The following is a 24073-nucleotide window of genomic DNA, read 5'->3' on the forward strand; positions in this document are numbered from 1 at the left end:
CCTCTTGTTCTGCGGTTCCCCCAGTGTACCGGGCGGCACTGACGGGAAGCGTGAGCCGGGCGGTTATCGCACATTTTTTTGCAGGAATTTTGTGTGGCTCACATCATCCCGAAGCCCTCTGGCGTAAAAAGCAGCGCAACGTCGATTAAACCAGCAAATTCCACGCGTTTTGCATAAGGTGATAGCCATTGATTATTTGCCGCCGTCAGGCGGCTGTGCTGTTATTACTGTTCTTATAATCAATAATCAGGACTTATAACCATGTCTACAGGGAAAACCACGTTGGCGCTGCTGCTGAGCGCACTGCTGCCGGCCGGCGCCGCCTGGGCCGCAGGCAATGACACTCTGGTCTACTGCTCAGAAGCCTCTCCGGAGTCCTTCAATCCGCAGATCGCCAGCTCCGGTCCGTCGTTCGTCGCCAGCTCGCAGGTACTGTATAACCGTCTGGTGAGCTTTGACCCGGTGAAAAATACGCCGATCCCGTCGCTGGCCACCGAGTGGCACGTCTCTGAGGATGGCAAAACCTGGACCTTTACTCTGCGTCAGGGGGTGAAGTTCAACAGCAACAAATTCTTCAAACCTACCCGCGATTTTAACGCCGACGACGTCCTGTTCTCCGTGCTGCGCCAGATGGATCCTCAGCATCCTTATCACAAGGTGTCGCAGGGGAACTATGAATACTTCCACGACGTGGGCCTCGATAAGCTGATTAAATCGGTGAAAAAGGTGGATGATTACCATGTCCAGTTCGAGCTCAACGAGCCGAACGCGGCGTTTCTTGCCGACTGGGGCATGGACTTCGCCTCTATTCTGTCGGCAGAGTATGGTGAGGCGATGCTGAAGAAAGGAACGCCGGAAAACGTTGATAACTGGCCTGTCGGTACCGGGCCGTATGCGCTGCAGCAGTATAAAGTGGATTCGCAAATCCGCTATATTGCCAATCCCCACTACTGGGAAGGCGAGGTACCGACCAAGCACTTAATCTTCTCCATTACGCCGAACGTCGAGACCCGTCTGGCGAAACTGCAGACCAACGAGTGCCAGATTATTCCCGCGCCGTCGCCGGTACAGTTCCCGGTGATTAAGGGCAATAAAGATCTGGCGCTGCATGCGATTGAGGCGCTGAACGTCGGCTATCTGGCGTTTAACACCGAGAAAAAACCGTTTGATAATGTGCTGGTGCGCCAGGCGTTAAACTACGCTACCGACAAGCAGGCGATCGTCAAGGCGGTATTCCTCGATTCCGGCAGCGTGGCGAAATCACCGATCCCGTCGACGATGCTCGGGTATAAGAAAGATCTCCCGGACTATGACTACGATCCGCAGAAAGCCAAAGCGCTGCTCAAGCAGGCGGGTCTGGAGCAAGGCGCGGAAGTGACCCTGTGGTCAATGCCGGTCCAGCGCCCCTACAACCCAAACTCAAAACGCATTGCCGAAATGATCCAAAACGACTGGGCGAAAGTGGGGGTGAAAGCCAAAATTGTCAGCTATGAATGGGGCGAATACCTTGCCGGTATGCGTAAAGGGGAGCACGACAGCGCCCTGTATGGCTGGATGTCGGACAACGGCGATCCGGACAACTTTGCTGGCACATTGCTCAGCTGTGATAATATCCAGACCGGCTCCAACGCCGCCCGCTGGTGTGACAAATCCTATGACGCGCTGGTAAAGAAAGCGCTGTTGGTGAGCGATCCGCAGGCGCGGGCCAAACTCTACGAACAGGCGCAGGAGATCTTTTATCAGCAGGCGCCATGGATCACCCTGGCGACCGGGAAAACCTTCTATGCGACGCGCAGCAACGTCAGCGGCTACACCGTCAGCATGATGGGGAGCGATTTTTCCAAAGCGAAGCTGAATTAAGCGAAAGGAGAACAGGATGGCACATCTGGATGAGGTTATCGTCAAAGTCGATGACGCCCTGGCCGAGGGCGTTATCGCGCATATGAATGAGCTGCTAATCGCCCTGAGTGATGATGCGCAACTCAGTCGTGAGGAACGCTATATCCAACAGCAGCGTCTGCGCACCGCCATCGCCCATCATGGGCGACAGCATCAGGAAGAGCAGGACGCGCGCCGCGAGCAGTTGACCAAAGGCGGCGCGATCCTCTGAAGATGCGCTCAGAACTGGCGTCTGGCCACCAGCCAGGCGCCCACCACCAGCATCACCGCCCCGCATAACGGTCCGATCAGCGCCCGCACCGGCACGCCGTGGGCGCGAACTAAATCCATGATCAACCCGCCCACCAGCTGGCTGGCCACCAGTACCGCAATGGTCGTCGCCGCGCCAACGTTTTGATAACCGCTGATGCTGGCGAAGACGAAAAAGGACCCCAGCAGGCCGGGGATCAGCGTCCACCACTTCACGCTCAGGGCCAGCTCCTGAAAGCCGGCGACGCCCTGGCGCAGCAGTAACATCGTCACGAAGATAACGATCCCGACCAGCGAATTGAGCAGCATAGCGATAAGGATCGTCGACGCCGACTGGGTGATGCGCACCATCAGAGTGTTCTGCACTACCAGGCCAACGCCGGCGGCGATCAGGCAGGCGAGAGTGAGCGACGCGTTCATGCTTTGCCGTCCGGGTCCTGACGCGCATCCAGCTGCAGCTGCATAAAGGTCAGATCCAGCCAGCGGCCAAATTTGGTGCCCACCTGCGGCATCTGCCCGGTGGTGATAAAGCCCAGCGTTTCATGCAGATGCAGCGAAGCGTGATTCTGCGACTCGATGCCGGCGACCATCACATGTTTATTCAGCCGTCGCGCTTCGGCGATCAAGGCGACCAGCAGCTTGCGGCCCAGCCCTTTCCCCTGATGTTCGGGATGAACGTACACCGAATGCTCCACGGTATGGCGAAAGCCGTCAAACGCCCGCCAGTCGCCAAACGAGGAATAACCGGTAATGACGCCGTCTTCCTCGCTCACCAGTACCGGAAATCCAGCCAACTGGCGGGCTTCAAACCAGGCGATGCGGTTGTCGGTATCCACAGTTTTATCATTCCAGATGGCGGCGGTATGGACGACGGCATGGTTATAGATCTCGGCGATCGCCGCGCAGTCGTCTTTAATGGCAGGGCGAATGGACATAGCAAACCTCAATTTTTCGTACACTATAGTAGTACAATATTATTACAATAATGAACGCCACGCTGTCATCCGTTTTCAGCATAATTTTAACGGCTAACCCGGGAATAACACGTCTCGGTGGATGGTTGTGTAATGGGGGGGCGCACACTATAGTGTTACGTTATGAATACTATAGAAGACAACCTCAATCAGCGCATCAGCGCGCGCATCCGCATCGAGCGCGAGTCCCGCGGCTGGTCGCTGAACGACCTCGCCGAACGGGCCGGCGCCTCACGGGCGATGATCCATAAAATCGAGCGCGGCGAAAGCAGCCCGACCGCCTCGATGCTTGGCCGCCTTTCCGGCGCCTTCGGCATCAGTATGTCGACCCTGATCGCCCGCGCGGAAATGCAGGAGGGCAAGCTGCTGCGCTTTGCCAGCCAGCCGGTATGGCGCGACCCGCAAAGCCACTATCTCCGCCGCCACGTTTCGCCGCGCAGCGATTTGCCGATCGATCTGGTGCAGATTGAGCTGCCGCCCGGTAGCGATGTGCCGATGCCCGCCGCGTCCTATGCGCTTGCCCGCCAGCTAATCTGGCTGCAACAGGGCGAGCTGGTGTTTGTCGAAGGCAATACCCGCCATGAGATGCAGGCGGGGGATTGTCTGGAGCTTGGCCCGCCCAACGATTGTCGCTTTATTAATGAATCCGCAGAGACCTGCGTCTATCTGGTAGTTCGCCTTAATCAATCGCCATCCGGCTCTTAATGTTAAAGCATAATACGCATAAAGCAGCTAGCCTCAGTACAGTCTGCTAACAAGAGGAGTTTGCTATGACAGATCAACCGCAACGCCATCGCCGCTGGGTGCTGGCTTCCCGTCCCCATGGTGAACCGACGGCAGAGAATTTCCGCCTGGAAGAGAGCGAAGTGCCGACGCCAGGCCCGGGTCAAGTGCTGCTGCGTACCGTTTATTTATCGCTCGACCCGTATATGCGCGGGCGCATGAGCGACGCGCCGTCCTATTCGCCGCCGGTGGCCATTGGCGCGGTGATGGTGGGAGGGACCGTGAGTCGCGTGGTCAGCTCAAATCATGCCGATTATCAACCCGGCGACTGGGTGCTGGGCTACAGCGGCTGGCAGGATTATGAACTCTCCGACGGCAGCGGACTGGTGAAGCTGGGTGACAATCCGCAACACCCGTCCTGGTCGCTGGGAGTTCTGGGGATGCCCGGCTTCACCGCCTACATGGGTTTGCTGGACATCGGCCAGCCAAAGGCGGGCGAAACGCTGGTGGTCGCCGCGGCGACCGGGCCGGTTGGCGCCACGGTTGGACAGATCGGCAAAATTAAGGGCTGCCGCACCGTCGGCATCGCTGGCGGCGCGGAAAAATGCCGCTATGCGGTTGAGACGTTAGGCTTTGATCTCTGCCTTGACCATCGTGCGGATGATTTTGCCGAACAGCTGGCCCAGGCCTGCCCGCAGGGTATTGACGTTTATTATGAAAACGTCGGCGGCAAGGTTTTTGACGCGGTGCTGCCGCTGTTGAATACCGCAGCGCGGGTACCCGTCTGCGGGCTGGTGAGCGGCTATAACGCCACCGGGCTGCCGGACGGGCCAGATCGTCTGCCGCTGCTGATGGCGACCATCCTCAAAAAGCGCATCCGGATGCAGGGCTTTATTATCGGCCAGGATTACGGGCATCGGATCGCCGAATTCCAGCAGCAGATGGGGCGCTGGGTGCAGGAGGGGAAAATTAAATATCGCGAACAGCTGATCGACGGTCTGGACCAGGCGCCGCAGGCGCTGATCGGCCTGTTAAAAGGTGAGAACTTCGGTAAGGTAGTGATCCGCGTCGCGGCGGACGACTAGCCTGGCGGGCTTCGACTTAACAGGCCCCTTTCCCGCCAGGGAAAAGGGGCCTGGCATAGAGGTCAGGCGTAGAAGGCTAACCGCTGGGCGAGCAGATCGACAAAGGCTTCGCGGTCCACATCCAGCATCAGGGTGGTATTGGGCCGATTGCCGGTCAGATGGTAGTAATCGACCACCGTCATCCCCTGGGTATATTTGCCTTCCGTTTCTACGCCAATCCAGCGTTCGATCGTGGTAAAGATCTCCGGCTTGAGGAGCCAGGCGATGGTGCAGGGATCGTGCAGCGGCGCGCCGTCGAAGCCCCACTTTTCATCTTTGTGGTAGGCCATAAAGAAGTCGAGCAGCTCGGCGACGATGGTCGACACCGGGTTGCCAATCTGGCGGAATCGCTCGATATCGGCGGGAAGGATTTGCGCCTTATGGGTGACGTCAAGGCCCGCCATCACCACCGGGATCCCCGACTGAAAGACCATTTCCGCGGCCTGCGGATCAACGTAAATATTAAACTCCGCCGCCGGCTGCCAGTTGCCCAGCCCCATGGCGCCCCCCATGATCACGATGCGGGCGATCTTCGCGTGCAGCTCCGGATGGCTGGCGAGCAGCAACGCCACGTTAGTCTGCGGCCCGGTGGCCACCAGGGTCACCGGCTCCTGGCTTTCCCGCAGCACGCTGGCCATCAGCTCGACGGCGGTGCAGTTCTGCGGCGCAAAGGCCGGCTCAGGCAGGCTCGGGCCATCCAGTCCGCTCTCGCCGTGCACGTTATCGGCGATGATCAGATCGCGCATCAACGGCTTCCACGCGCCGCCGGCAACCGGAATGTCCGGCCGGTTCAGCAGCGTCAACATACGCAGCACGTTGCGCAGGGTCTTCTCCGGGGTCTGGTTGCCTGCGGAAGCGGTGACGGCTTTCACCTCCAGCTCCGGCGAGGCGAGGGCGAGGACCAGGGCGATCGCGTCATCATGTCCCGGATCGCAATCAATCATAATCGGCAGTGCCATAGCAGCTCCTTGTTGGCGATGTTCTGTGACCAGACTAACGCTGCGAGTCGAGGCAGACGAGATGGTGTGCAGAATAGTGTGATGGAGACCACGATTGCTGCGAGGGCAACGCGTATCGTTACGCGACCGTCCGTAAACATGATGCCTCGTTTTGCGGTGGCGCAAGATGGCGCCCGGCGCGGCGCGATATAATAGAAAAATTGCTAATCCTTACGGATATTAATGGTTTGCTTTTCGGCGGGCGGGTTCTTATCCTTAAGAAAACTCAAGAGGTTATTACGATGAAAGATGTAGTAGATAAATGCAGCACCAAAGGCTGCGCCATTGATGTCGGGACGATCATTGATAACGAGGACTGCGTCTACCGGGCCGAGAAGGTGTTCCCAAGCCGCGAAGAAGCGGAATCCACCGTAGCCGCCGTGCGCGAACGTGCTGCCGCCGCAGCGCCGGCCAGTGAACCGCCGCAGGTCGATTACACCATCGTCGCCGCTGGCGACGCGGTGAAACTCGACCTCTCCATCGCCTTCTCCTGCCAGGCAGAAAAGATCATTTTCGAGTTATCCCTGCGAAATCTGCTTTAATTCGCTCCTGTAGCGGAAGCGCGATGCTCTGGCGGGCAGACGCCTTCCGCTGATGCAGCACGCTGCCCGCCCGGCGACCTGAGCCGGGTGAGCGCGGTTAGTCTTGAAAGACGACGTTTCCGCCAACCATGGTCATCACCACGCGGCTGGCGCCAATCTCCTCATGGGCTACGGCGAAGATATCGCGGTCCAGCACCTGAAAATCAGCGACTTTGCCGACCTCTATCGATCCGCGTACCGCTTCTTTCCCTTCCTGATAGGCCGCATTGATGGTGTACATCCGCACGCCGTCCGCCACGCTAATTGCCAGTTCCGGGCGAATAACGTTGCCGCTGGAAGATGATTTGCGGGTGACCGCTGCCTGAACCATTTTGCGCCAGTTCACCAGCGCCATAATGCCATCTGACCCGCCGGCGACGATGACCCCAAGGTCGATGATATCCCGTAGCCCTTTGCAGATTTCCCCCTTGATGCCACAGTAGCGGGCGCGCTGTTCATAGTCATATGCCGGGCCGCCGGGTGAGGGTTGTTCGGAAAGCAGAATGCCGTATTTTGCCGCCGTCACGAAATCTTGCCGATCGCCCATTGAGCCGTGCAGCACATAATGCCGTCGGCTCTCCCCCGGATAGCGCTGAATCGCCTGCACGAAGCTGTTAATCGTGACTTTTACCGCCTTATCGCCGACCGCATGGACTGCCACCTGAAAACCGCGCTGGTGAGCCAGCAGAATCATCTGCTTTAGCGCCTCAACTTGTGCTTCCTCGGTCGCCTCGGGGCCACCAAACACCGAGCGTCCGCGATATCCCGGCCGGTCGGCGTAATCCTGATTCATCCACGCTGTGTGCGATGTGGGAACGCCATCGCAGAACAGTTTTATGGTCCGACAGTCCAGCCAGTCCCGGTCGGTGAACTGGGAGAAATCAAAGCTATCCAGATCGCGCTTCAGGGTGGCGCAGGACTGAACGCCCCGCTCGGCGGAGTAAAAGGCGATGGATACCCGGGCGGTGAGTTTTCCTTCATCCTGCAGTTCATGGTAGGCGGCGATGGCGCGATCCCCCGCAGCGCCCACCTCGCGCGTGTTTTCCCCCGGACCCATGGCGCCTTCCGTGTAGCTGGCATACCCTTCGCTGTTCATCAGGCGCTGGGCTGCCAGAAGGTTCTCTTTGAGGGCCGCTACGGTCAGACGGGGCATCGTGCCGGATGCGAGATGCAGGGCGGGCAGGTCGATGAAATTGCCGTCCAGTTCGCCACTGGCCGTTCGCCCCAGATGTCCGCCGAGGGGATCAGGGGTGCTGGCGTCAAGACCGGAGAGGGCCTGCGCCCGGCTGTTGACGATGCAGGAGTGACCGTCCCACAGGGCGAGCAGGGTGGGATGATCGGCCGTGACGTCGTCAATATCCCAGCGCGTCAGAGAGCGCTGCTCGGCCGCGCACTCCTTGATTGCGTTTGGATCCAGACCGCAGACACGAATCCATGCCCCGGCGGGAGTGCGGGCTGCCTGGTCGCGCAGTCTTTCCCGCAGTACTGCCAGGGAACGCACGTCCTGGCAGTTCAGGCAATGCCAGCTGTCAGCGAGCCAGCCGATATGGATATGTGAGTCATGCGCGGCGGGTAAAATGAGTTTGCCGCCAAGGTCAATGACCTGCGTCTGGGGACCAATATGCTGCTGAATCTCCTGGTCTTCACCAACGTTAATAATCCATCCCTGCTTCACGGCGATGGCGCGCTTAAAACTAAAATGTGCGTCCACCGTGGCGACCTTGCCGTTAATCAATACGCAGTCCGCATAAACGACATTATCCATTTATCCCTCCCTGGCTGATAAAAGTGCCGATCAATATAAATAGTAACCATGGTGATTATGTGGTTACTATATGACTACGAAGGGGGTGGAGTGTCAAGCGCGGTTGGTTGGCGGGTGTCCGCCTGGCGGTGGAATAGACGGTAAGGAAAAGCGCTTCGCCCGCCGATCGCGAGAGGCATCGGCGGGGAAGGGGCGCGTTATTCGAAGCGCCAGGCGAGGTTCAGGCCGATGCCGTAGTTACGTCCCGGGGCAGGCTCGTAGTAACGTCCGTTAGACTCGTTAACGATGACAGACCCGACGTACTCCCGGTCGAACAGGTTGTCGATGCGACCGAACAGATCCATATCCATCCTGCCGTAGCTCCATTTATAGCCAGTCGTCAGGCCAACCACCGTCCAGGAGGGCGCTTTGGCGGTGTTTTCGTCATTGGCCATGATATCGCTCATATAGCGAATATCGCTCCCGGCGTACCAACCTTGCTCCGGCTGATAGCCAAAGGAGGCGTAGCCCATATTGCGCGCGATCCCCGGAATGCGATTGCCATTGCAGCTGGCGTCGTCGCAGACGTTAGTGCGATAGGTCGCGTCCAGCCAGGTCCAGGCCGCCTTCAGACGCCAGCTCTCGCCAAACTGCTGATCCAGCCCCAGCTCCATCCCCTGACGGCGGGTCTTGCCGGCGTTTTTATAACTGGTGCGCCCGCCGCTGCTGCTGTCGACCACAATCTCATTATCGGTATTGGTCTGGAACAGGGCGGCGGTGAACAGCCCATTGCCGATCCGCGTCTTGCTGCCGATCTCCACCGTGTCGTTGGTGGAGGGTTTCAGGCCGAAGTTGAGGCCGCTCTGGTTATCGGAGCGGTAGGAGAGTTCGTTAATGGTTGGCGTCTCGAAGCCGCGGCCGGCGGAAAGATAGACGTTCCACGCGTCGGTCAGGGCATATTTCAGCGAGCCCGCGGGCAGCCATTTGTGATAGCTGGCATCACCGCTGTCATCGCCATTGCCTGGGGTGATGTAGTAGTCGTTCGAGTCGAACCATACCGAGCTGTAGCGAACCCCGGCATCGAGCGAGAGTTTGTCAGTGAGCTGCCACTGGGTCTGCAGGTAGGGGTCGACGTTCCACATCAGGTTGCGTTCGTTACGGCGCAGCGCGCCCTGTTCGCCATACTGCGGCGCGCCGTTGACCATCACAAAGTTTTCATACCCTTTGCGCCGCTCGCTCATGTTCTCGTAGTCGAGACCGGCGGTGAGCGTGACGGGCACCAGCAGCTCTCCGCGATGGGTCAGCCGGGTATCGATCCCCTGGTAGTGACGGGTAAGGTCGATCACCCCGCCGGCATGGCTCGGCTTCAGCTGCGGCGCGCGCGGGATCGACTGGAACTGAGTGGTTTCACGTTCTCCAGCGTACATCATAACGCTGAGATCGTCCTGGGCACTGAGCTGGCGCTCATAGCGCAGGCCGGCCTGGGTCTGTCGGGTATTCTTGCGGGTATTATACTGGTCGCCGCGCGGCGACTGGCGCGGGTTATCGCGCCATTCATCGGCGGTCAGGCCACCGGCGTCATTGGCTTTGATATCCACGCTATTCAGCAGCAGAGTCAGCTTACTGACGTCGTTGATGCGCACCCCCAGCCGGGCGTTCGCCAGATTTTTGCGCGCGCCGCTGTGATCGCGATAGCCATGGGTGGTGAAGCGATTGGTTGAGACCGTGTAATCGACATCGCCTGCGTGGCTGCCGTCGCCAACGGCGCCAGTGGCTTTCATCCCGTAGTGCCAGGTGCCGAAGCTGCCATAGTAGCTGCTGGCTTCCACGGTGGGCGGCTGGGTGCCGGTCTGGCTGGTGACGTTGATCACCCCGCCGGACGAGTTACCGTACAGGGCAGAGAAGGGGCCGCGCAGCACCTCAATGGTGTCAACGCTGCCGATATCAATATTTGAGGTCTGCCCCTGGCCGTCGGGCATGGTGGCCGGAATGCCATCCACATAGATGCGCAGTCCGCGCACGCCATAGGTTGAGCGCGAGCCAAAGCCGCGAATCGACAGCTGCAGATCCTGGGCATAGTTTTGCCGGTTCTGCACCTGCAGGCCCGGCACGGCGCCCAGCGATTCAGAGAGATTGACGCGCGGCGCGGCCTGGCGCATCTCATCCCCATTCACCACGCTGACGGCGGCGGGGGTATCCAGTTCAGAAACCGTGGTTGGCGCGGCGGTCACCACCATGGTTTGTTCATCAGCGGCCTGGGCTGCGGCAATGAGCGGCAAGAGCAGGGCCGGGAGGGCGGCGTGACGCACGGACAGGATTTTCATCGATAATACTCAAAGACGAACCAAATGGAACATATGTATATATGTTACCTCGTTTGTAAAATATTTGAAAATTATTAACTGCTGCTGGTTAACGGATAGTGCTCGCCAGGCATGAATTTACCGCACAACAACAATTAGCGCTCCACTTTGAGATAAATAATGATTACTATTCGCATTCAAAAATAAGGGTAAAGCCAGGACTTTACCGCCGGAAGCGATGTCGGGTCAGCACATACTGGTTTATCAAAGGGAGTCGTCATGTCATTACGTCATTTTGCCGCGCCGCGTCTGCGCCATTCACTGCTCGTCACTTCTCTGCTGCTGGCAGGCAGCTTTAGCGCCCACGCCGCGGAAGAGATGCTGCGCAAGGCCGTCGGAAAAGGGGCCTACGAAATGGCCTACAGCCAGCAGGAGAATGCGCTGTGGGTCGCTACATCACAGAGTCGTTCGCTGGACAAAGGCGGGGTGGTTTACCGTCTTGACCCCACAACCCTCGACGTGACGCAGATTATTCACAACGATCTGAAGCCGTTCGGCGCCACTATCAACCATGCCACCGGCACGCTGTGGTTTGGCAATACCGTCGACAGCACTGTCACCGCTATTGACGCCAAAACCGGCGCCGTGAAGGGGCGCCTGGTGCTGGACGAGCGTCAGCGCAGCGAAACCGTGCGTCCGCTGCAGCCGCGCGAGCTGGCGGTCAATGAGCAGACCAACACGGTCTACATTACCGGTCTGGGCAAAGAGAGCGTGATTTGGGTGGTAGATGGCGCAACCCTGAAGCTGAAAACGACCATTACCGGCACCGGGGCAATGGCGACGGGTCTGGCGATCGATCCGCAGGCTAAGCGTCTGTATACCACCAACGCCGATGGCGAACTGCTGACCATCGACAGCGAGAGCAACACGATTGCGTCCCGCAAAAAATTGCAGGATGACGGCAAAGCGCATTTCTATCTTAACCTGAGTCTCGATACCGCCGGCCATCGTGCCTTTATTACCGACAGCAAGCAGCCGGAAGTGCTGGTGGTCGATACCCGCGACGGCAAGGTGCTGGAGAAAATCGCCGCGCCGGAGTCGCTGGCGGTGCTGTTTAACCCGGCGCGCAACGAAGCCTATGTGACGCATCGTAAGGCCGGGGAAGTCAGCGTTATCGACGGCAAGAGCTACAAGGTGGTGAAGACCTTTAAAACGCCGACTCACCCCAACAGTCTGGCGCTCTCCGAGGACGGAAAAACGCTGTACGTTAGCGTGAAACAAGCTTCCAGCCGTGAGAAAGAAGCCACCGCGCCGGACGATGTGATCCGCATCGCCCTGTAAGACCTCAGCGCGACGAAACCGGAAAATGGTGGTCGCGCTCCGCATGCCGCCGGGCCAGGCCCGGCGACTCACCCTCTGTTACAAACGCCTATTGGCCTGACAAACCAGATGGTTATACACTTAACCCTTTCCCGCCACGTGCGGGCAGTGGTAATCAGTGGAGATAAAATGAAAAAGCCATTCATGGTGATTTGCGCCGGCGCGATGCTGGCGCTGCTGGCAGGTTGTTCGTCAAACTACGTTATGACCACGAAGAGCGGTCAAACTATCGTTACCCACGGCAAGCCGCAGCTGGATAAAGAAACGGGGATGACCAGCTATATCGATGAGTCAGGTAATAAGCGGGAAATTAACAGCAGCGATGTGTCGCAGCTGGTTGAAGATAATTAAGTTCTGACCTCCCGGTTTGCCCGCGATGGACAAACCGGGAGTCCTGCCAGTTACTTCCTCAGCGTCGGCGCCGTGCTGTGAATCTCATGCACGCGTTTACGCACACCAAACCAGCCAGCCACCAGCAATACTGCCAGCAGCGGAATTGATCCTATGGTGTAGGTACCGTTCGGATAATCGAAGGCCATCAGCACCAGCACGCTGAACAGGAACAGCAGCGTCAGCCAGGAGGTGAACGGCGCCCCCGGCATTCTGAAGCTGACCTTTGCCGCTTTCCCTTCCTTGATCGCTTTGCGCAGACGCATCTGACACACCACGATAAAGCCCCAGGAGGCAATGATCCCCAGCGAGGCGACGTTGAGTACGATCTCAAATACCTGAGATGGCACCAGATAGTTGAGGAAAACCCCGACTACATATACCCCCAGCGTCGCCAGGATCCCGGCGTAAGGGACGTGGTGACGGCTCATCTTCGACATAAACTTCGGCGCGGAGCCTCCCATCGACATCGAGCGCAGAATACGCCCGGTACTGTAGAGACCCGAGTTAAGGCTGGAAAGGGCCGCGGTTAACACCACGATGTTCATCACGCTGCCGATATATGGCACGCCCAGCTTTGAGAAGAAGGTAACGAACGGGCTCTGTCCGGCCTGGTAGGCGTTCCACGGCAGAAGCAGCACCAGCAACACCACCGAACCGACATAGAACAGACCGATACGCCAGATCACGCTGTTGATGGCCTTCGGCACCATTGTCTCCGGATCCTTACACTCTCCGGCCGCGGTCCCCACCAGCTCGATGGAGGCGAAGGCGAAGACCACCCCCTGCACCAGCACCAGCGCCGGCAGGAGGCCGTGCGGGAAGAAGCCGCCGTTATCGGTGATCAGATGGAAGCCGGTGGCATTGCCGTCCAGCGGCTTACCGGAGCCGAGGAAAATGGTGCCGACCACGAGAAAGGCGACGATCGCCAGCACCTTAACCAGCGCGAACCAGAACTCCATTTCGGCGAACCACTTCACGCCGATCATATTCATGGTGCCGACGATAGCCAGCGCGCCGAGGGCGAAGACCCACTGCGGCACATCGCCAAACGCGCCCCAGTAGTGCATATACAGCGCCACGGCGGTGATATCGACAATCCCGGTCATCGCCCAGTTAACGAAGTACATCCAGCCGGCCACGTAAGCGGCTTTTTCACCGAGGAACTCCCTTGCATAAGAGACGAAGCTGCCGCTCGAGGGGCGGTGGAGGACCAGTTCGCCGAGGGCGCGAAGAATAAAGAAGGAGAAGATGCCGCAGACCAGATAGACCAGGGCGAGCGCTGGCCCTGCCATTTGTAAACGTGCCCCGGCACCGAGGAACAAACCGGTACCGATGGCGCCGCCGATGGCGATCATCTGTACCTGACGGTTGCCCATCGCTTTGTGATAACCCGCTTCATGTGAGTTAAGCCAGTGGCGTTTTGCAGCATGATGCTCCGCTGCATTTTCGTGTTTCGTATTCATTGATGTATCAGTTTCCTGTCAATGCCCATGTTTGCAGCCGGAATGGAGGACGGCCGGCACATTATGCTGGCTTTCTCATCATTCTGACGTAGGAGATAAGCTCAGACATGGCGCTGAATCCTACACGTAACCTAATAGTTACGCACCTAAAACATTTACCGAGAGCATTTGACAGATTTATCAATGAGATCAGCGTCGCAGAGTTTCCAGTAACAGCGTGAAAGCGCTGGTATGCTGGCGCCGGCTGGGGTAATAGAGATGGTAGCCGGGGAAGGCGGGGGTCCACTCCGCTAGCACCCGCACCAGCCGGCCGCTGGCTAAGGCCTCCGCCACGCAGTCATCCGGAACGTAGGCCAGCCCAAGGCCCGCCTCCGCCGCGTCGATGCGCTGCGGCAGGCTGTTGAGGATCAGCTGTCCCTCCACCCGCACCTGAATCTCCCGGTCATCGCGGGCAAATTCCCAGGCGTAAAGTCCCCCTCGTGTCGGCAGGCGCAGATTGATGCAGCGATGTTGGGCAAGATCCCAGGGCGTTTGCGGCGTACCGGCCCGCTGCAGATAGGCCGGCGAACCCACCACCGCCATCCGCATATCCGGGGCGATGCGCACGGCAATCATGTCTTTTGCCACCTGTTCGCCGAGACGCACCCCGGCGTCGAAGCGGTCACCCACGATATCCGTGAGCCCATTATCAACAGTGATTTCGATGTTAATATCAGGATATTGCAGCATAAATGGCTTTAGCGCCGGCCAGAGTACCGCGCTGGCGGCATGCTCCCCGGCGGTAATGCGCAGGTTGCCCGCCGGGCGTTCTCGGGTGTCGCGCAATGCAGCCAGGGCCTGCTCGATCTCTTCCAGATGCGGACCGAGGCGCTGAATCAGTCGCTCGCCCGCTTCGGTCGGCACCACGCTGCGGGTGGTGCGGGTCAACAGCCGGACATCGAGCCGCGTTTCGAGATGGCGCATGGCATGGCTGAGCGCCGACTGCGACACGCCAAGCTGGGCCGCCGCGCGGGTAAAGCTGCGTTCACGCGCCACCACCATAAAGGAGAGCAGATCGTTTACGTTCTCTTTTAGCATAATCTTTCCGGATTGATGAATACTGCTCACAGGTACGCAGAGTGTATGCCCGGCCTGAGGATTGTGCCAGCCTGATGGCCGGACGCAGTGGAGCAGAATGGTTATGGCGGATGATTTATTCCTCTGTGCAGGGCAGGTATTGTAATAGGCCCAAAAAACGCCAGCGCCAGGTGAACCGACATTCGCTGGCGCGGCATGACCGGGGGGACGGCAGCCCGAAAGATGATTCAAGAGTATCGCCAGGCAGAGTCTGGTAACCGGGGAGAAACAGAGATGAATATCAACGTGGTCGGCACCAGCGGCTCAGGCAAATCCACTTTGGCCCGGCGCCTGGCGCACAGGCTGGAATTACCCTGGATCGAGCTCGATCGCCTGTACTGGCGGCCGAACTGGCAGGGCGCGCCGGATGAGGCATTTTTCGCCGCCATTGCCGCCGCGACGGCCACGCCGGGCTGGGTGCTGGATGGAAATTACAATCGCAGCCGCAGCGTTAAATGGCGTGCGGTGGATTTGGTGATCTGGGTAGATTATGGTTTCTGGCGCACGCTGCGCCAGGCGGTATGGCGGGCGGCGAGCCGGGCGTGGCGACATCAGGAGCTGTGGCCGGGCACGGGCAACTGCGAGAGTTTTCGCCGTTCGTTCTGCAGCCGGGAATCCATCATCCTCTGGACGCTGAAAACCTGGCGGCAGCATCGCCGACGCTATCTGGCCGATATGCAGGATCCGCAATATCGTCATATTCGCTTCGTCCGGGTGCGCAATCCGCGGCAGGCCGAGGCGCTGCTCCGCGAGCTGGAAGCGCAGCGTTCAGCCGGGCATATCTAATTTTCAGCTGTACACATGTGAATTAATTGTTTCTCAATAGTTAGCAGAGATTTTAATAATGCAGGCACGTACTTTCATATGAGCCTGCGAAATGTTTTATCGAATCAGTATCCTGGATAAAAGTCCGCTTGCCGCCGGGGAAACCGCCGCGCAGGCGCTGGCGCGTACATTAACGCTGGCGCAACACGCCGAAGCCTGGGGCTACCACCGCTTCTGGGTCGCTGAACACCACAATACCGATCAGCTGGCGAGCCCCTCGCCGGAGCTGGTTATCGCCTGGCTGCTGGGCCACACCCAGCGGATCCGTCTTGGGTCCGGCGGCGTCATGCTCCAGCACTATAGCCCCTATAAGGTCGCGGAAAACTTTAACCTGCTGGCCGCCCTCGCGCCGGGCCGCATCGATCTCGGGGTCGGCAAGGCGCCTGGCGGCCTGCCGCTCTCCACCCGCGCCCTGCAGCAGGGCCTGCATCAAGAGGAGAAAGGGACCTTTGCCGATCAGCTGGCGCAGCTGGATAACTGGCTGTCGCTGACTGAGCCCGGGGGAGAGGAGAGCCTACGCGCCACGCCGATCCCGCCGCGCCGGGCAGACGGTTTTCTGCTCGGCGCCAGCCTGGAGAGTGCTGAACTGGCCGCCAGCCTTGACTGGAACTTTGTCTTTGCCGCCCATCTCAATGGCGACAGCGCGCTGCGCCGTGCCGTGTTCAACCGCTGGCGCGAGCTCAGCCCGCGTGAGGCGATGGTCGCCGTCCAGGTGGTGGTCGCTGACGATCCGGCCACCGCCGCCGCGCTGGCGCAGCAGGTCGAGGTGTGGGGCGTCGAGCTGGAGAACGGCCAGCGGGTGACCGTCGGCAGTGAGGCGCAGGCCGTCGCTTTTGCCCGCCAGGCCGGCAGCCGACCGACGCGCATTGCCCGCCGTGAATCTTCGCTGATCTCCGGTACTCCCGAACAGGTTAAAGCCCGGCTTGACGCGCTGCAGGCGGAAGAACAGTTGGATGAACTCATCATTGATACCCCCATTAGCGACGGGCCAGCGCGCCTGCACTCCCTGCGCCTGCTGGCGCAGGCTCACTACGGCAAGGAGGTGCTGAATGTCCTTTGAACAACAACTGATTAGCTGGCGGCGCGAGCTGCACCAGAACCCGGAGCTCTCCCTGCAGGAGGTGGCCACCACCGCGCGGATCCGCGACTGGCTGCAGAGCGGCGGGCTGACCCTGCTGCCCTACGATCTGAAAACCGGGCTGGTCGCCGAAGTCGGCAGCGGCGACAAGGTGATTGCCCTGCGGGCGGACATCGACGCGTTGCCCATCGAGGAGGCGACTGGTCTGCCTTACCGCTCGCAGAATCAAGGGGTAATGCATGCCTGCGGCCACGATATTCACACCAGCGTGATGCTGGGGGCGGCGCTGCTGCTGAAGGAGCGGGAAGCGGAACTCCCGGGGCGGGTGCGGATCCTGTTTCAGCCGGCGGAGGAAAATTTTGGCGGGGCGAAAACCCTGATCCGCGCCGGGGCGCTGGAGGAGGTGTCGGCGATCTTCGGCATGCACAATGAGCCCGGCCTGCCGGTGGGCGAATTTGCCACCCGCGGCGGCGCGTTCTACGCCAACGTCGACCGCTTCGTCTTCAAAGTGACCGGGAAGGGGGCGCATGCCGCCCGCCCACATGAAGGAAGGGATGCGATCCTGCTGGCCAGCCAGCTGGTGACGGTGCTGCAGAGCGTGGCCAGCCGGGAGGTGAACACCCTCGACTCGGTGGTGCTCAGCGTGACGCGGATCCAGGGAGGCAATACCTGGAACGTGCTGCCGGAGAGCGTCGAGCTGGAGGGGACGCTGCGCACCCACAGCAGTGAAGTGCAGCAGCGGGTCAAGGCCCGGGTCAGCGAGATTGCCGCCGGTTTCGCCAGCGCCTTTGGCGCGCAGATTGACGTCTTCTGGTACGCCGGCCCGACGGCGCTGGTCAACGACGCCCGCTGGGCCGATTTCGCCAGCGAGGTGGCAGCCCAGGCCGGGTATCGCACCCACCATGCCGATCTGCATCTCGGCGGCGAAGATTTTGCGGTCTATCTTCAGCATATTCCCGGGGCGTTCGTCAGCATCGGCAGCGCCAGCGAATATGGTTTGCACCATCCGGCATTTAATCCGGATGAACGGCTGATTGCGCCCGCGGCGCACTATTTCGCCCGTCTCGCGGAAGAAGCGTTACAACACATTTAACGAATGACAGGGGAAGGGGTAGCTATGTCTGAAAATCGACAATTGCGTCTGGGAACCATATTGCATGGCGCATCGGGAAATATGTCCGCCTGGCGTCATCCGGCGGCCCAGGCGGACGCCAGTATTAATTTTGATTTCGTCACCCAGACGGCGCTAAAAGCAGAAGCGGGGAAGCTGGATTTTATTTTTGTCGCCGACGGTTTATATATTAACGAAAAATCGATTCCCCATTTTTTAAATCGCTTCGAACCCTTAACGGTACTTTCCGCGCTGGCCGCGATCACCCGGCGACTGGGGCTGGTGGGGACCTTATCGACTTCCTACAGCGAGCCGTTTACCACCGCCCGCCAGTTCGCCAGCCTTGACCATTTAAGCCAGGGACGGGCGGGGTGGAACGTGGTCACTTCCCCGCTGGAGGGGTCGGCGAAAAACTTCTCCCGGGCCCAACATCCGGATCATGCGCTGCGCTATCGCATTGCCGATGAATACCTGCAGGTGGTGAAAGGCTTGTGGGATTCATGGGAAGAAGATGCCTTTGTGCGCAATAAGGAGACTGGTCAGTTCTTTGATAAAAATAAACTGCATACGCTCGACCACCACGGCGATTTCTTTAAAGTCGCCGGGCCACTAAATATTGCCCGCACGCCGCAGGGCCGACCGATTATTTTCCAGGCCGGCGCGTCGGATGACGGCAAAAAATTAGCCGCGCGCCACGCCGATGCCATTTTTACTCATCAGGACTCGCTGGCCGAGGCGCAGGCATTTTATCGGGATGTCAAAAGCCAACTCGCCGCATATCAGCGCAGTCCGGACCAACTGCATATCTTCCAGGGCGTCAGCGTCATCGTCGGGGATGACGCCGAGGACGCGGAGCGGCAGTACCAGACCACCGCGGCGTTGGTCTCCATCGAGGATGCCCTGAATTATCTCGGGCGCTATTTCGAACACCATGACTTTTCGCAGTACCCGCTTGATGAACCGTTCCCGGATATTGGCGACCTCGGACAAAACAGCTTCCGCAGCACCACCGACGAGATTAAACGTCACGCCCGCGAGCGGGGCTTAACCCTGCGCCAGGTGGCCCTGGAGGCAGCCAGCCCGCGTCCGCGCTTTACCGGCACCGCCAGCGATGTCGCTGATGGCCTGCAACTGTGGTTCGAGCAGCACGCGGCGGACGGCTTCATTATTCAGGGCGGCACGCCGGAAACCTTCCCGCGCTTTGTGGATGAGGTGGTTCCGCTGTTACAGGCGCGCGGACTGTTCCGTCGCGACTATCCGGGCACCACCCTGCGGGAAAGTCTGGGTCTGGCGCTACCCGCTAATCAATTCCAAAAATAATAAAAGAGAATCACGCTATGCAGAAAACAACACTCTTGCTGGCCGTCGCGTTGGCATTTAGCGCCTCATCGTGGGGTCAGGACGTCAAGATCAATGGCACCGGAGTGAGCCTGGAGGCCAACAAAACGCCGATTCACACAGCGAAAAATCCGCAGGCCATTGCCCTGTTGCCGCAAGATCTGCATCTGGCGGTGCCGGGGAAATTCACCGTCGCGGTGGCGGCCCTGAACTCTCCGCCGCTGACGGTCTTTGCCGATGACAACAAAACCCTGCTCGGCAGCGAGGCGGATATCGCCCGGCTGGTGGCGGAGAGCCTCGGGCTGGAAGTAAACGTGGTTCCCACTTCATGGGAAGACTGGCCGCTGGGGGTCACCTCCGGCAAATATGATGCCGCGATCAGCAATATTACCGTTACCAAAGAGCGGAAAGAGAAGTTCGATTTCGCCACCTACCGCAAAGACTCGCTGGGCTTCTACGTCAAAAGCACCAGCCCGCTGAGCAAGATTGACAAAGCGGAAGATATCGCCGGGCTAAAGATTATTGTCGGCTCCGGCACCAACCAGGAGGCGATCCTGCTGGCGTGGAACGCGGCGAACGTCAAGAAGGGGCTTAAGCCGTTTATCCCGGTCTACACCAAGGATGATGCCGCCCAGACGCTGGCCCTGCAGACCGGACGAGCCGACGCCTTCTTCGGCCCCAACGTGATTGGCGCGTGGAAGGCGGCGCTGACCGGCAAAACCAAACTGGTGGGCAGCGTCGATGGCGGCTGGCCAAAAGCGGCGCACATCGCGGTAACGCTGAAAAAAGACAGCGGGCTGGTGAATGCCGTCCAGGCGGCGCTGAACGGGGCTATCGCCAGCGGGGACTACGCCAAAGTGCTTAACCGCTGGGGCGAAGGGGTGGAAAGCATTCCGCAATCGGAAATCAATCCGCCCGGACTGGGCGACTGACAGGAGGCGCGATGAGCGAAGCATTCCGCGATATTTCTCCGGAGGCTCCGGAGCTGCAGCCGATTATTAGCGGGCTGTTTGCCGAATATGCCGCCCGCTACGGCGACTATTTTTCCCGCGATGCGGAAGTGGAGTTAAGTGAGTGGTATGTGCCGCCGCAGGGGCTGTTTATTGTCCTTGAGCGTGAGGGCGAAATTATCGCCACCGGCGCGTATAAGCCGAAGGATCGCCACACCGCGGAGATCAAACGTATCTGGACGCACCGCCGTCTGCGCCAGCAGGGGCTGGCGGCGAAGGTGGTCCAGGAGCTGGAGCGACGGGCGGTGCTGGCCGGGTACAGCCATATCTACCTGACCACCGGTTTCCGTCAGCCGGAGGCGGTAAAGCTCTATCTCAGCCAGGGGTATGAGGCGCAGTTTGACCTCACGCGAGACCCGGAAGAGTACAGTCAGCCGCCGTACGATGGCCGGCTGCGGTTCACTAAAGCGCTGGCGGTGAGCGCCTACAGCCACAGCGCCTGAGGAGGCATTATGCATTCATCTGAAACGATCAAAGTGGTGCCGGCGCGCTATCCGCTGCGGGTGGTCGGGGCTCTGGTCGCCCTGCTGGTGCTGGCGGTGGTGATCCAGTCGGTGGCCTTTAACCCGCGCTGGGAGTGGGGCGTCTTCGCCCGCTGGTTCTTCGACCCGGTGATCCTCGCGGGGCTGGGGCAAACCCTGCTCCTGACCCTGCTCGGCACGGTGCTAAGCGTGATCTTCGGCGGCCTGCTGGCGCTGGCCCGTTTGTCCTCATCGTGGCTGCTCAGCAGTCTCGCCTGGGGCTATATCTGGCTGTTTCGCTCGCTGCCGCTGATTGTGGTGCTGATCATTCTCTATAACTTTTCCTATCTCTACGACACCCTGTCGCTGGGGATCCCGTTTACCGGCGTGACCTGGGCCAGCTATCAGACCATTAACGTGCTGGGGCAATTCTCCACGGCGGTGGTGGGCCTGACCCTGGTGCAGAGCGCCTATACCGCGGAGATTATTCGCGGCGGCTTTCTCGGCGTCGACCACGGGCAGTATGAAGCCGCCGCCGCGCTGGGGCTACCCGCCTGGCGGCGCACGCTGCGCATTATTCTGCCGCAGGCGCTGCGTACCATCCTGCCATCCGGCTTCAACGAGATCATCAGTCTGGCCAAGGGAACGGCGATGGTGTATGTCCTGGCGATGCCGGAACTGTTCTACACCATCCAGATGATCTACAACCGTACCCAGGAGGTGATCCCGCTGTTGATGGTCGGCGCCGCCTGGTATCTGGCGATCACCAGCGTCCTCTCCGCCATTCAGTATCTGGTGGAACGGGGCCTGGCGCGCAGCGAACGCCGCTCGGCGGTAAACAGCGCCCGCAGCAGCCGAACCACTCAATCCGCACGTCAACCACAGCCGCAGGAGGCCGTTCATGCCCAGCTCTCATAATGGCCATATCTCTATCACCGGGGTCAGCAAATACTATGGCCGCCACAAGGCGCTGGACGATGTGTCGCTGGAGATCCCCCCGGGCACGGTGACGGTGATCCTCGGCCCTTCCGGTTCGGGCAAGTCCACGCTGCTGCGCACCATAAATCACCTCGAACGGGTCGATGAGGGATTTATTCAGATTGACGGCGACTATATCGGCTATCGCCGCAAAGGCGACAAGCTGTATGAGATGAAAGAGAAGGAGATCCTCCGCCAGCGGATCAACGTCGGCTACGTGTTCCAGAACTTTAACCTGTTTCCGCACCTGACGGTGCTGGAGAACCTGATAGAGGCGCCGATCGCCCACCAGCAGGTCACGCGTAAAGAGGCCATTGCCCGCGCCTATGAGCTACTGGACGTCGTCGGACTGCGCAATAAAGCCGACGCCTGGTCGCGGCATCTCTCCGGCGGCCAGCAGCAGCGTATCGCCATTGCCCGGGCGCTGGCGCTGAACCCGCGGGTGATCCTGTTTGATGAGCCCACTTCGGCGCTGGATCCGGAGCTGGTGGGCGAGGTGCTGGATGTGATCAAGAAGCTGGCGCGATCGGGCACCACCCTGGTGGTGGTCACCCATGAGATTGGCTTTGCCCGCGAGGTGGCCGACCAGGTGGTGTTTATGGTCGACGGCAGGATCGTCGAGCAGGGCAGCAGCGACGAGGTGCTCAACAATCCGCAGCATCCGCGTACCCGGCAGTTTTTATCCAGGGTGCTGCCGTCATGAACAGAGCGCTAATGACCCTTGTTCTCAGCGCTTTTGCCATGAGCGCTCATGCGGCGCTGGATCTGCGCGCCAATGAGCAGCCATTGCCGGTCACCCGCGACCCGCAGGCGATAGCGAAAATTCCGCCGGGCTATCGCTTCGTCGAGCCGGGGACGCTAACGGTGGCGATCTCGGCGCTCAATTCGCCGCCGCTGGCCCTGCTGGCCAGCGACAACCGCACGCGGATCGGTAGCGACCCGGATATAGCCCGCCTGCTGGCCGGAAGCCTTGGCCTGAAGCTCAGGCTGGTGCCCACCGCGTGGGAGGACTGGCCGCTGGGCATCGCCTCCGGCCGCTACGATGTGGCGCTGATCAATATCGCGGTGACCGAGAAGCGCAAAGAGAAGTTCGATTTTGCGACTTACCGGGTGGACTCCCTAGCCTTCTCGGTGAAATCCACCAGCGATATCGCCGCGGTAAACGGACCCGCCGATCTCGCGGGGCGCAAAGTGATCGTCGGGTCCGGCACCAATCAGGAGCGGATCCTGCTGGGCTGGAACGAGGACAACCGCGCCGCCGGACGGCCGCAGGCCCAGCCGGTCTACCTGACCGATGATGCCTCCGGCAATCTCTATATCCAGTCCGGGCGGGCGGATATCTTTTTCGGCCCGCAGTCGGTGGCAGCCTATAAAGCGGCGCTTAACGGCCAGACCCGGGTGGTGGGCCTGGGGCCGAAAAAAGCGTGGGTGGCGACAACCACCAAAAAAGGCAACGGTCTGGTCTATGCCCTGCAGGCAGCCCTCGACGGGGCGATTGCCCGCGGTGAATATCAGCAGGTGCTGGCGCGTTGGGGGGAGCAGGGCGAAGCGGTGGCGCAGTCGGTGGTCAACCCGCCGGGGATAACCTACTAACCCCCAGTGGCATGGTGTGCCGGGTGGGTGAGCGGCAAATTTCTGCCTACACTTAGGCTTTACCCTGGAGGCCGACCATGATAACCGTTTATGGCGTGCCGGGATGGGGCTCGACGATTAGCGAGCTGATGCTCTCCCTGGCCGATATTCCCTACGAGGTGGTTGACGTGGAGGGCTTTGACCAGCCCGGTCCGGCGCGCGAGCGTCTGCGGCAGATTAATCCGCTGTGCCAGGTGCCCACCCTGAGGCTGGCCGACGGGAGCATCATGACCGAAACCGCCGCCATCGCGCTGATGATCCTCGACCAGCGTCCCGATCTGGCCCCCGCGCCGGGGACGCCACAGCGTCCGCAGTTTCAGCGCCTGCTGGTCTGGCTGGTGGCCAATGTCTATCCTACCTTTACCTATGCCGATTACCCGGAACGCTGGGCGCCCGCCGCCGCGGAGCAGCTGGTGGAGAATTGTCGCCAGTACCGGAAAAATCTCTATCTCTGGTTCGAACAGCAGCTGGCCGCCGGGCCGTGGGCGCTGGGCGCGTCGGTAACGTTGCTGGATTGCTATATCGCGGCGATGTACCGCTGGGGACCCCGCCAGGCGTGGTTTGACGACCACGCGCCAAAATTCGCCGCCATCGCCCGGGCGGTCTGTCACCGACCGGAGCTGGCCGCGGCGCTACGCCGTAACAAGCTGATTTAACGCACGCGATGCCAACCATAACGGCCATTCTGTGGTA

At 60.0% G+C, this 24073-nt stretch carries 23 protein-coding genes and 1 pseudogene; 17 read left to right on the forward strand and 7 right to left on the reverse strand.

What is annotated here, in order from left to right; translation table 11 throughout:
* The first annotated feature begins 261 nt into the window (after positions 1-261).
* Positions 262-1860 carry an ABC transporter substrate-binding protein gene (locus tag RRF55_RS11990; RefSeq protein ID WP_009484786.1) on the forward strand — a complete coding sequence of 533 codons (1599 nt, stop codon included), beginning with the start codon at positions 262-264 and terminating at the stop codon, positions 1858-1860.
* 16 nt (positions 1861-1876) lie between these two features.
* On the forward strand, positions 1877-2110 hold the full coding sequence (locus RRF55_RS11995; RefSeq protein WP_004180136.1) for a YdcY family protein: 234 nt from the start codon (positions 1877-1879) through the stop codon (positions 2108-2110).
* An 8-nt stretch (positions 2111-2118) separates the two neighbouring features.
* Here the strand turns inward: RRF55_RS11995 and RRF55_RS12000 are convergent, their stop codons facing one another.
* Both RRF55_RS12000 and RRF55_RS12005 read right to left on the reverse strand, forming a co-directional pair.
* Positions 2119-2568 (reverse strand): DMT family transporter, encoded by a 450-nt coding sequence (locus RRF55_RS12000; protein WP_004180135.1) that lies wholly within the window; start codon positions 2566-2568, stop codon positions 2119-2121.
* On the reverse strand, positions 2565-3083 hold the full coding sequence (locus RRF55_RS12005; protein ID WP_002906796.1) for a GNAT family N-acetyltransferase: 519 nt from the start codon (positions 3081-3083) through the stop codon (positions 2565-2567). The genes RRF55_RS12000 and RRF55_RS12005 overlap by 4 nt, the downstream gene beginning before the upstream one ends.
* Before the next feature lie 162 nt (positions 3084-3245).
* Between RRF55_RS12005 and RRF55_RS12010 the strand changes: the two genes are divergently transcribed.
* Both RRF55_RS12010 and RRF55_RS12015 read left to right on the forward strand, forming a co-directional pair.
* Positions 3246-3827 (forward strand): helix-turn-helix domain-containing protein, encoded by a 582-nt coding sequence (locus tag RRF55_RS12010; RefSeq protein ID WP_002906794.1) that lies wholly within the window; start codon positions 3246-3248, stop codon positions 3825-3827.
* 65 nt (positions 3828-3892) lie between these two features.
* A complete protein-coding gene (locus RRF55_RS12015; protein ID WP_002906792.1) occupies positions 3893-4930 on the forward strand; it encodes an NADP-dependent oxidoreductase in 1038 nt (345 codons plus the stop codon).
* A gap of 62 nt (positions 4931-4992) precedes the next feature.
* Here RRF55_RS12015 and rihA read toward each other — a convergent pair whose 3' ends face one another.
* Entirely contained in the window at positions 4993-5928 is a 936-nt protein-coding gene (rihA, locus tag RRF55_RS12020; RefSeq protein ID WP_087830439.1) for a pyrimidine-specific ribonucleoside hydrolase RihA, read from the reverse strand.
* On the opposite strand from rihA, the gene RRF55_RS12025 reads away from it, so the two are divergent.
* Positions 5890-6120, forward strand: coding sequence for a hypothetical protein (locus RRF55_RS12025; protein ID WP_004220071.1), 231 nt, complete (start codon positions 5890-5892; stop codon positions 6118-6120). The genes rihA and RRF55_RS12025 overlap by 39 nt on opposite strands.
* A gap of 89 nt (positions 6121-6209) precedes the next feature.
* Entirely contained in the window at positions 6210-6509 is a 300-nt protein-coding gene (locus RRF55_RS12030) for a DUF406 domain-containing protein (RefSeq protein WP_002906788.1), read from the forward strand.
* Positions 6510-6606: 97 nt separating this feature from the next.
* On the opposite strand, the gene RRF55_RS12035 is transcribed toward RRF55_RS12030, so the two are convergent.
* Complete coding sequence (locus RRF55_RS12035; RefSeq protein WP_087830440.1) at positions 6607-8313, reverse strand: amidohydrolase; 1707 nt, start codon at positions 8311-8313, stop codon at positions 6607-6609.
* Positions 8314-8510: 197 nt separating this feature from the next.
* Entirely contained in the window at positions 8511-10616 is a 2106-nt protein-coding gene (pqqU, locus tag RRF55_RS12040) for a TonB-dependent receptor PqqU (RefSeq protein WP_002906783.1), read from the reverse strand.
* A 258-nt stretch (positions 10617-10874) separates the two neighbouring features.
* Between pqqU and RRF55_RS12045 the strand changes: the two genes are divergently transcribed.
* Together RRF55_RS12045 and RRF55_RS12050 are read left to right on the forward strand one after the other, a co-directional pair.
* The gene (locus RRF55_RS12045; protein ID WP_002906780.1) at positions 10875-11936 is read left to right on the forward strand and encodes a YncE family protein; all 1062 of its coding nucleotides are present in this window, start codon (positions 10875-10877) and stop codon (positions 11934-11936) included.
* A 168-nt stretch (positions 11937-12104) separates the two neighbouring features.
* Positions 12105-12326, forward strand: coding sequence for a YgdI/YgdR family lipoprotein (locus RRF55_RS12050; RefSeq protein WP_002906779.1), 222 nt, complete (start codon positions 12105-12107; stop codon positions 12324-12326).
* Between the two features lie 50 nt (positions 12327-12376).
* On the opposite strand, the gene ansP is transcribed toward RRF55_RS12050, so the two are convergent.
* A complete protein-coding gene (gene ansP / locus RRF55_RS12055; protein ID WP_002906778.1) occupies positions 12377-13831 on the reverse strand; it encodes an L-asparagine permease in 1455 nt (484 codons plus the stop codon).
* A 189-nt stretch (positions 13832-14020) separates the two neighbouring features.
* Positions 14021-14908, reverse strand: a complete 888-nt coding sequence (locus tag RRF55_RS12060; protein ID WP_009307754.1) for a LysR family transcriptional regulator — start codon at positions 14906-14908, stop codon at positions 14021-14023.
* Between the two features lie 273 nt (positions 14909-15181).
* Here RRF55_RS12060 and RRF55_RS12065 point away from each other — a divergent pair, with 273 nt between their 5' ends.
* The 9 genes and pseudogenes from RRF55_RS12065 to RRF55_RS12105 all read left to right on the forward strand — a co-directional run bounded on the left by RRF55_RS12065 (position 15182) and on the right by RRF55_RS12105 (position 24036).
* On the forward strand, positions 15182-15733 hold the full coding sequence (locus RRF55_RS12065; protein WP_004180132.1) for an adenylate kinase: 552 nt from the start codon (positions 15182-15184) through the stop codon (positions 15731-15733).
* Positions 15734-15824: 91 nt separating this feature from the next.
* Positions 15825-16832: an MsnO8 family LLM class oxidoreductase gene (locus RRF55_RS12070; protein ID WP_064153394.1), complete on the forward strand. Its 1008-nt coding sequence runs from the start codon at positions 15825-15827 to the stop codon at positions 16830-16832.
* Positions 16822-17943 (forward strand): M20 peptidase aminoacylase family protein, encoded by a 1122-nt coding sequence (locus tag RRF55_RS12075; RefSeq protein WP_004180131.1) that lies wholly within the window; start codon positions 16822-16824, stop codon positions 17941-17943. The genes RRF55_RS12070 and RRF55_RS12075 overlap by 11 nt, the downstream gene beginning before the upstream one ends.
* A gap of 24 nt (positions 17944-17967) precedes the next feature.
* Positions 17968-20231, forward strand: a pseudogene (locus RRF55_RS12080) (NtaA/DmoA family FMN-dependent monooxygenase).
* Positions 20232-20242: 11 nt separating this feature from the next.
* Positions 20243-20752 (forward strand): GNAT family N-acetyltransferase, encoded by a 510-nt coding sequence (locus RRF55_RS12085; protein WP_002906702.1) that lies wholly within the window; start codon positions 20243-20245, stop codon positions 20750-20752.
* Between the two features lie 9 nt (positions 20753-20761).
* Positions 20762-21688, forward strand: a complete 927-nt coding sequence (locus tag RRF55_RS12090) for an amino acid ABC transporter permease (protein WP_032415022.1) — start codon at positions 20762-20764, stop codon at positions 21686-21688.
* Positions 21672-22451, forward strand: coding sequence for an amino acid ABC transporter ATP-binding protein (locus RRF55_RS12095; RefSeq protein ID WP_032415020.1), 780 nt, complete (start codon positions 21672-21674; stop codon positions 22449-22451). Before RRF55_RS12090 ends, RRF55_RS12095 begins: the two co-directional genes overlap by 17 nt.
* 38 nt (positions 22452-22489) lie before the next feature.
* Positions 22490-23341 carry a transporter substrate-binding domain-containing protein gene (locus tag RRF55_RS12100; RefSeq protein WP_072093194.1) on the forward strand — a complete coding sequence of 284 codons (852 nt, stop codon included), beginning with the start codon at positions 22490-22492 and terminating at the stop codon, positions 23339-23341.
* Positions 23342-23418: 77 nt separating this feature from the next.
* Positions 23419-24036 (forward strand): glutathione S-transferase family protein, encoded by a 618-nt coding sequence (locus RRF55_RS12105; RefSeq protein WP_021469726.1) that lies wholly within the window; start codon positions 23419-23421, stop codon positions 24034-24036.
* Positions 24037-24073 lie beyond the last annotated feature (37 nt).

Origin of the sequence: Klebsiella sp. K47, assembly GCF_051858335.1 — a bacterium.
GTDB classification, from domain to species: Bacteria; Pseudomonadota; Gammaproteobacteria; order Enterobacterales; family Enterobacteriaceae; genus Klebsiella; species Klebsiella pneumoniae.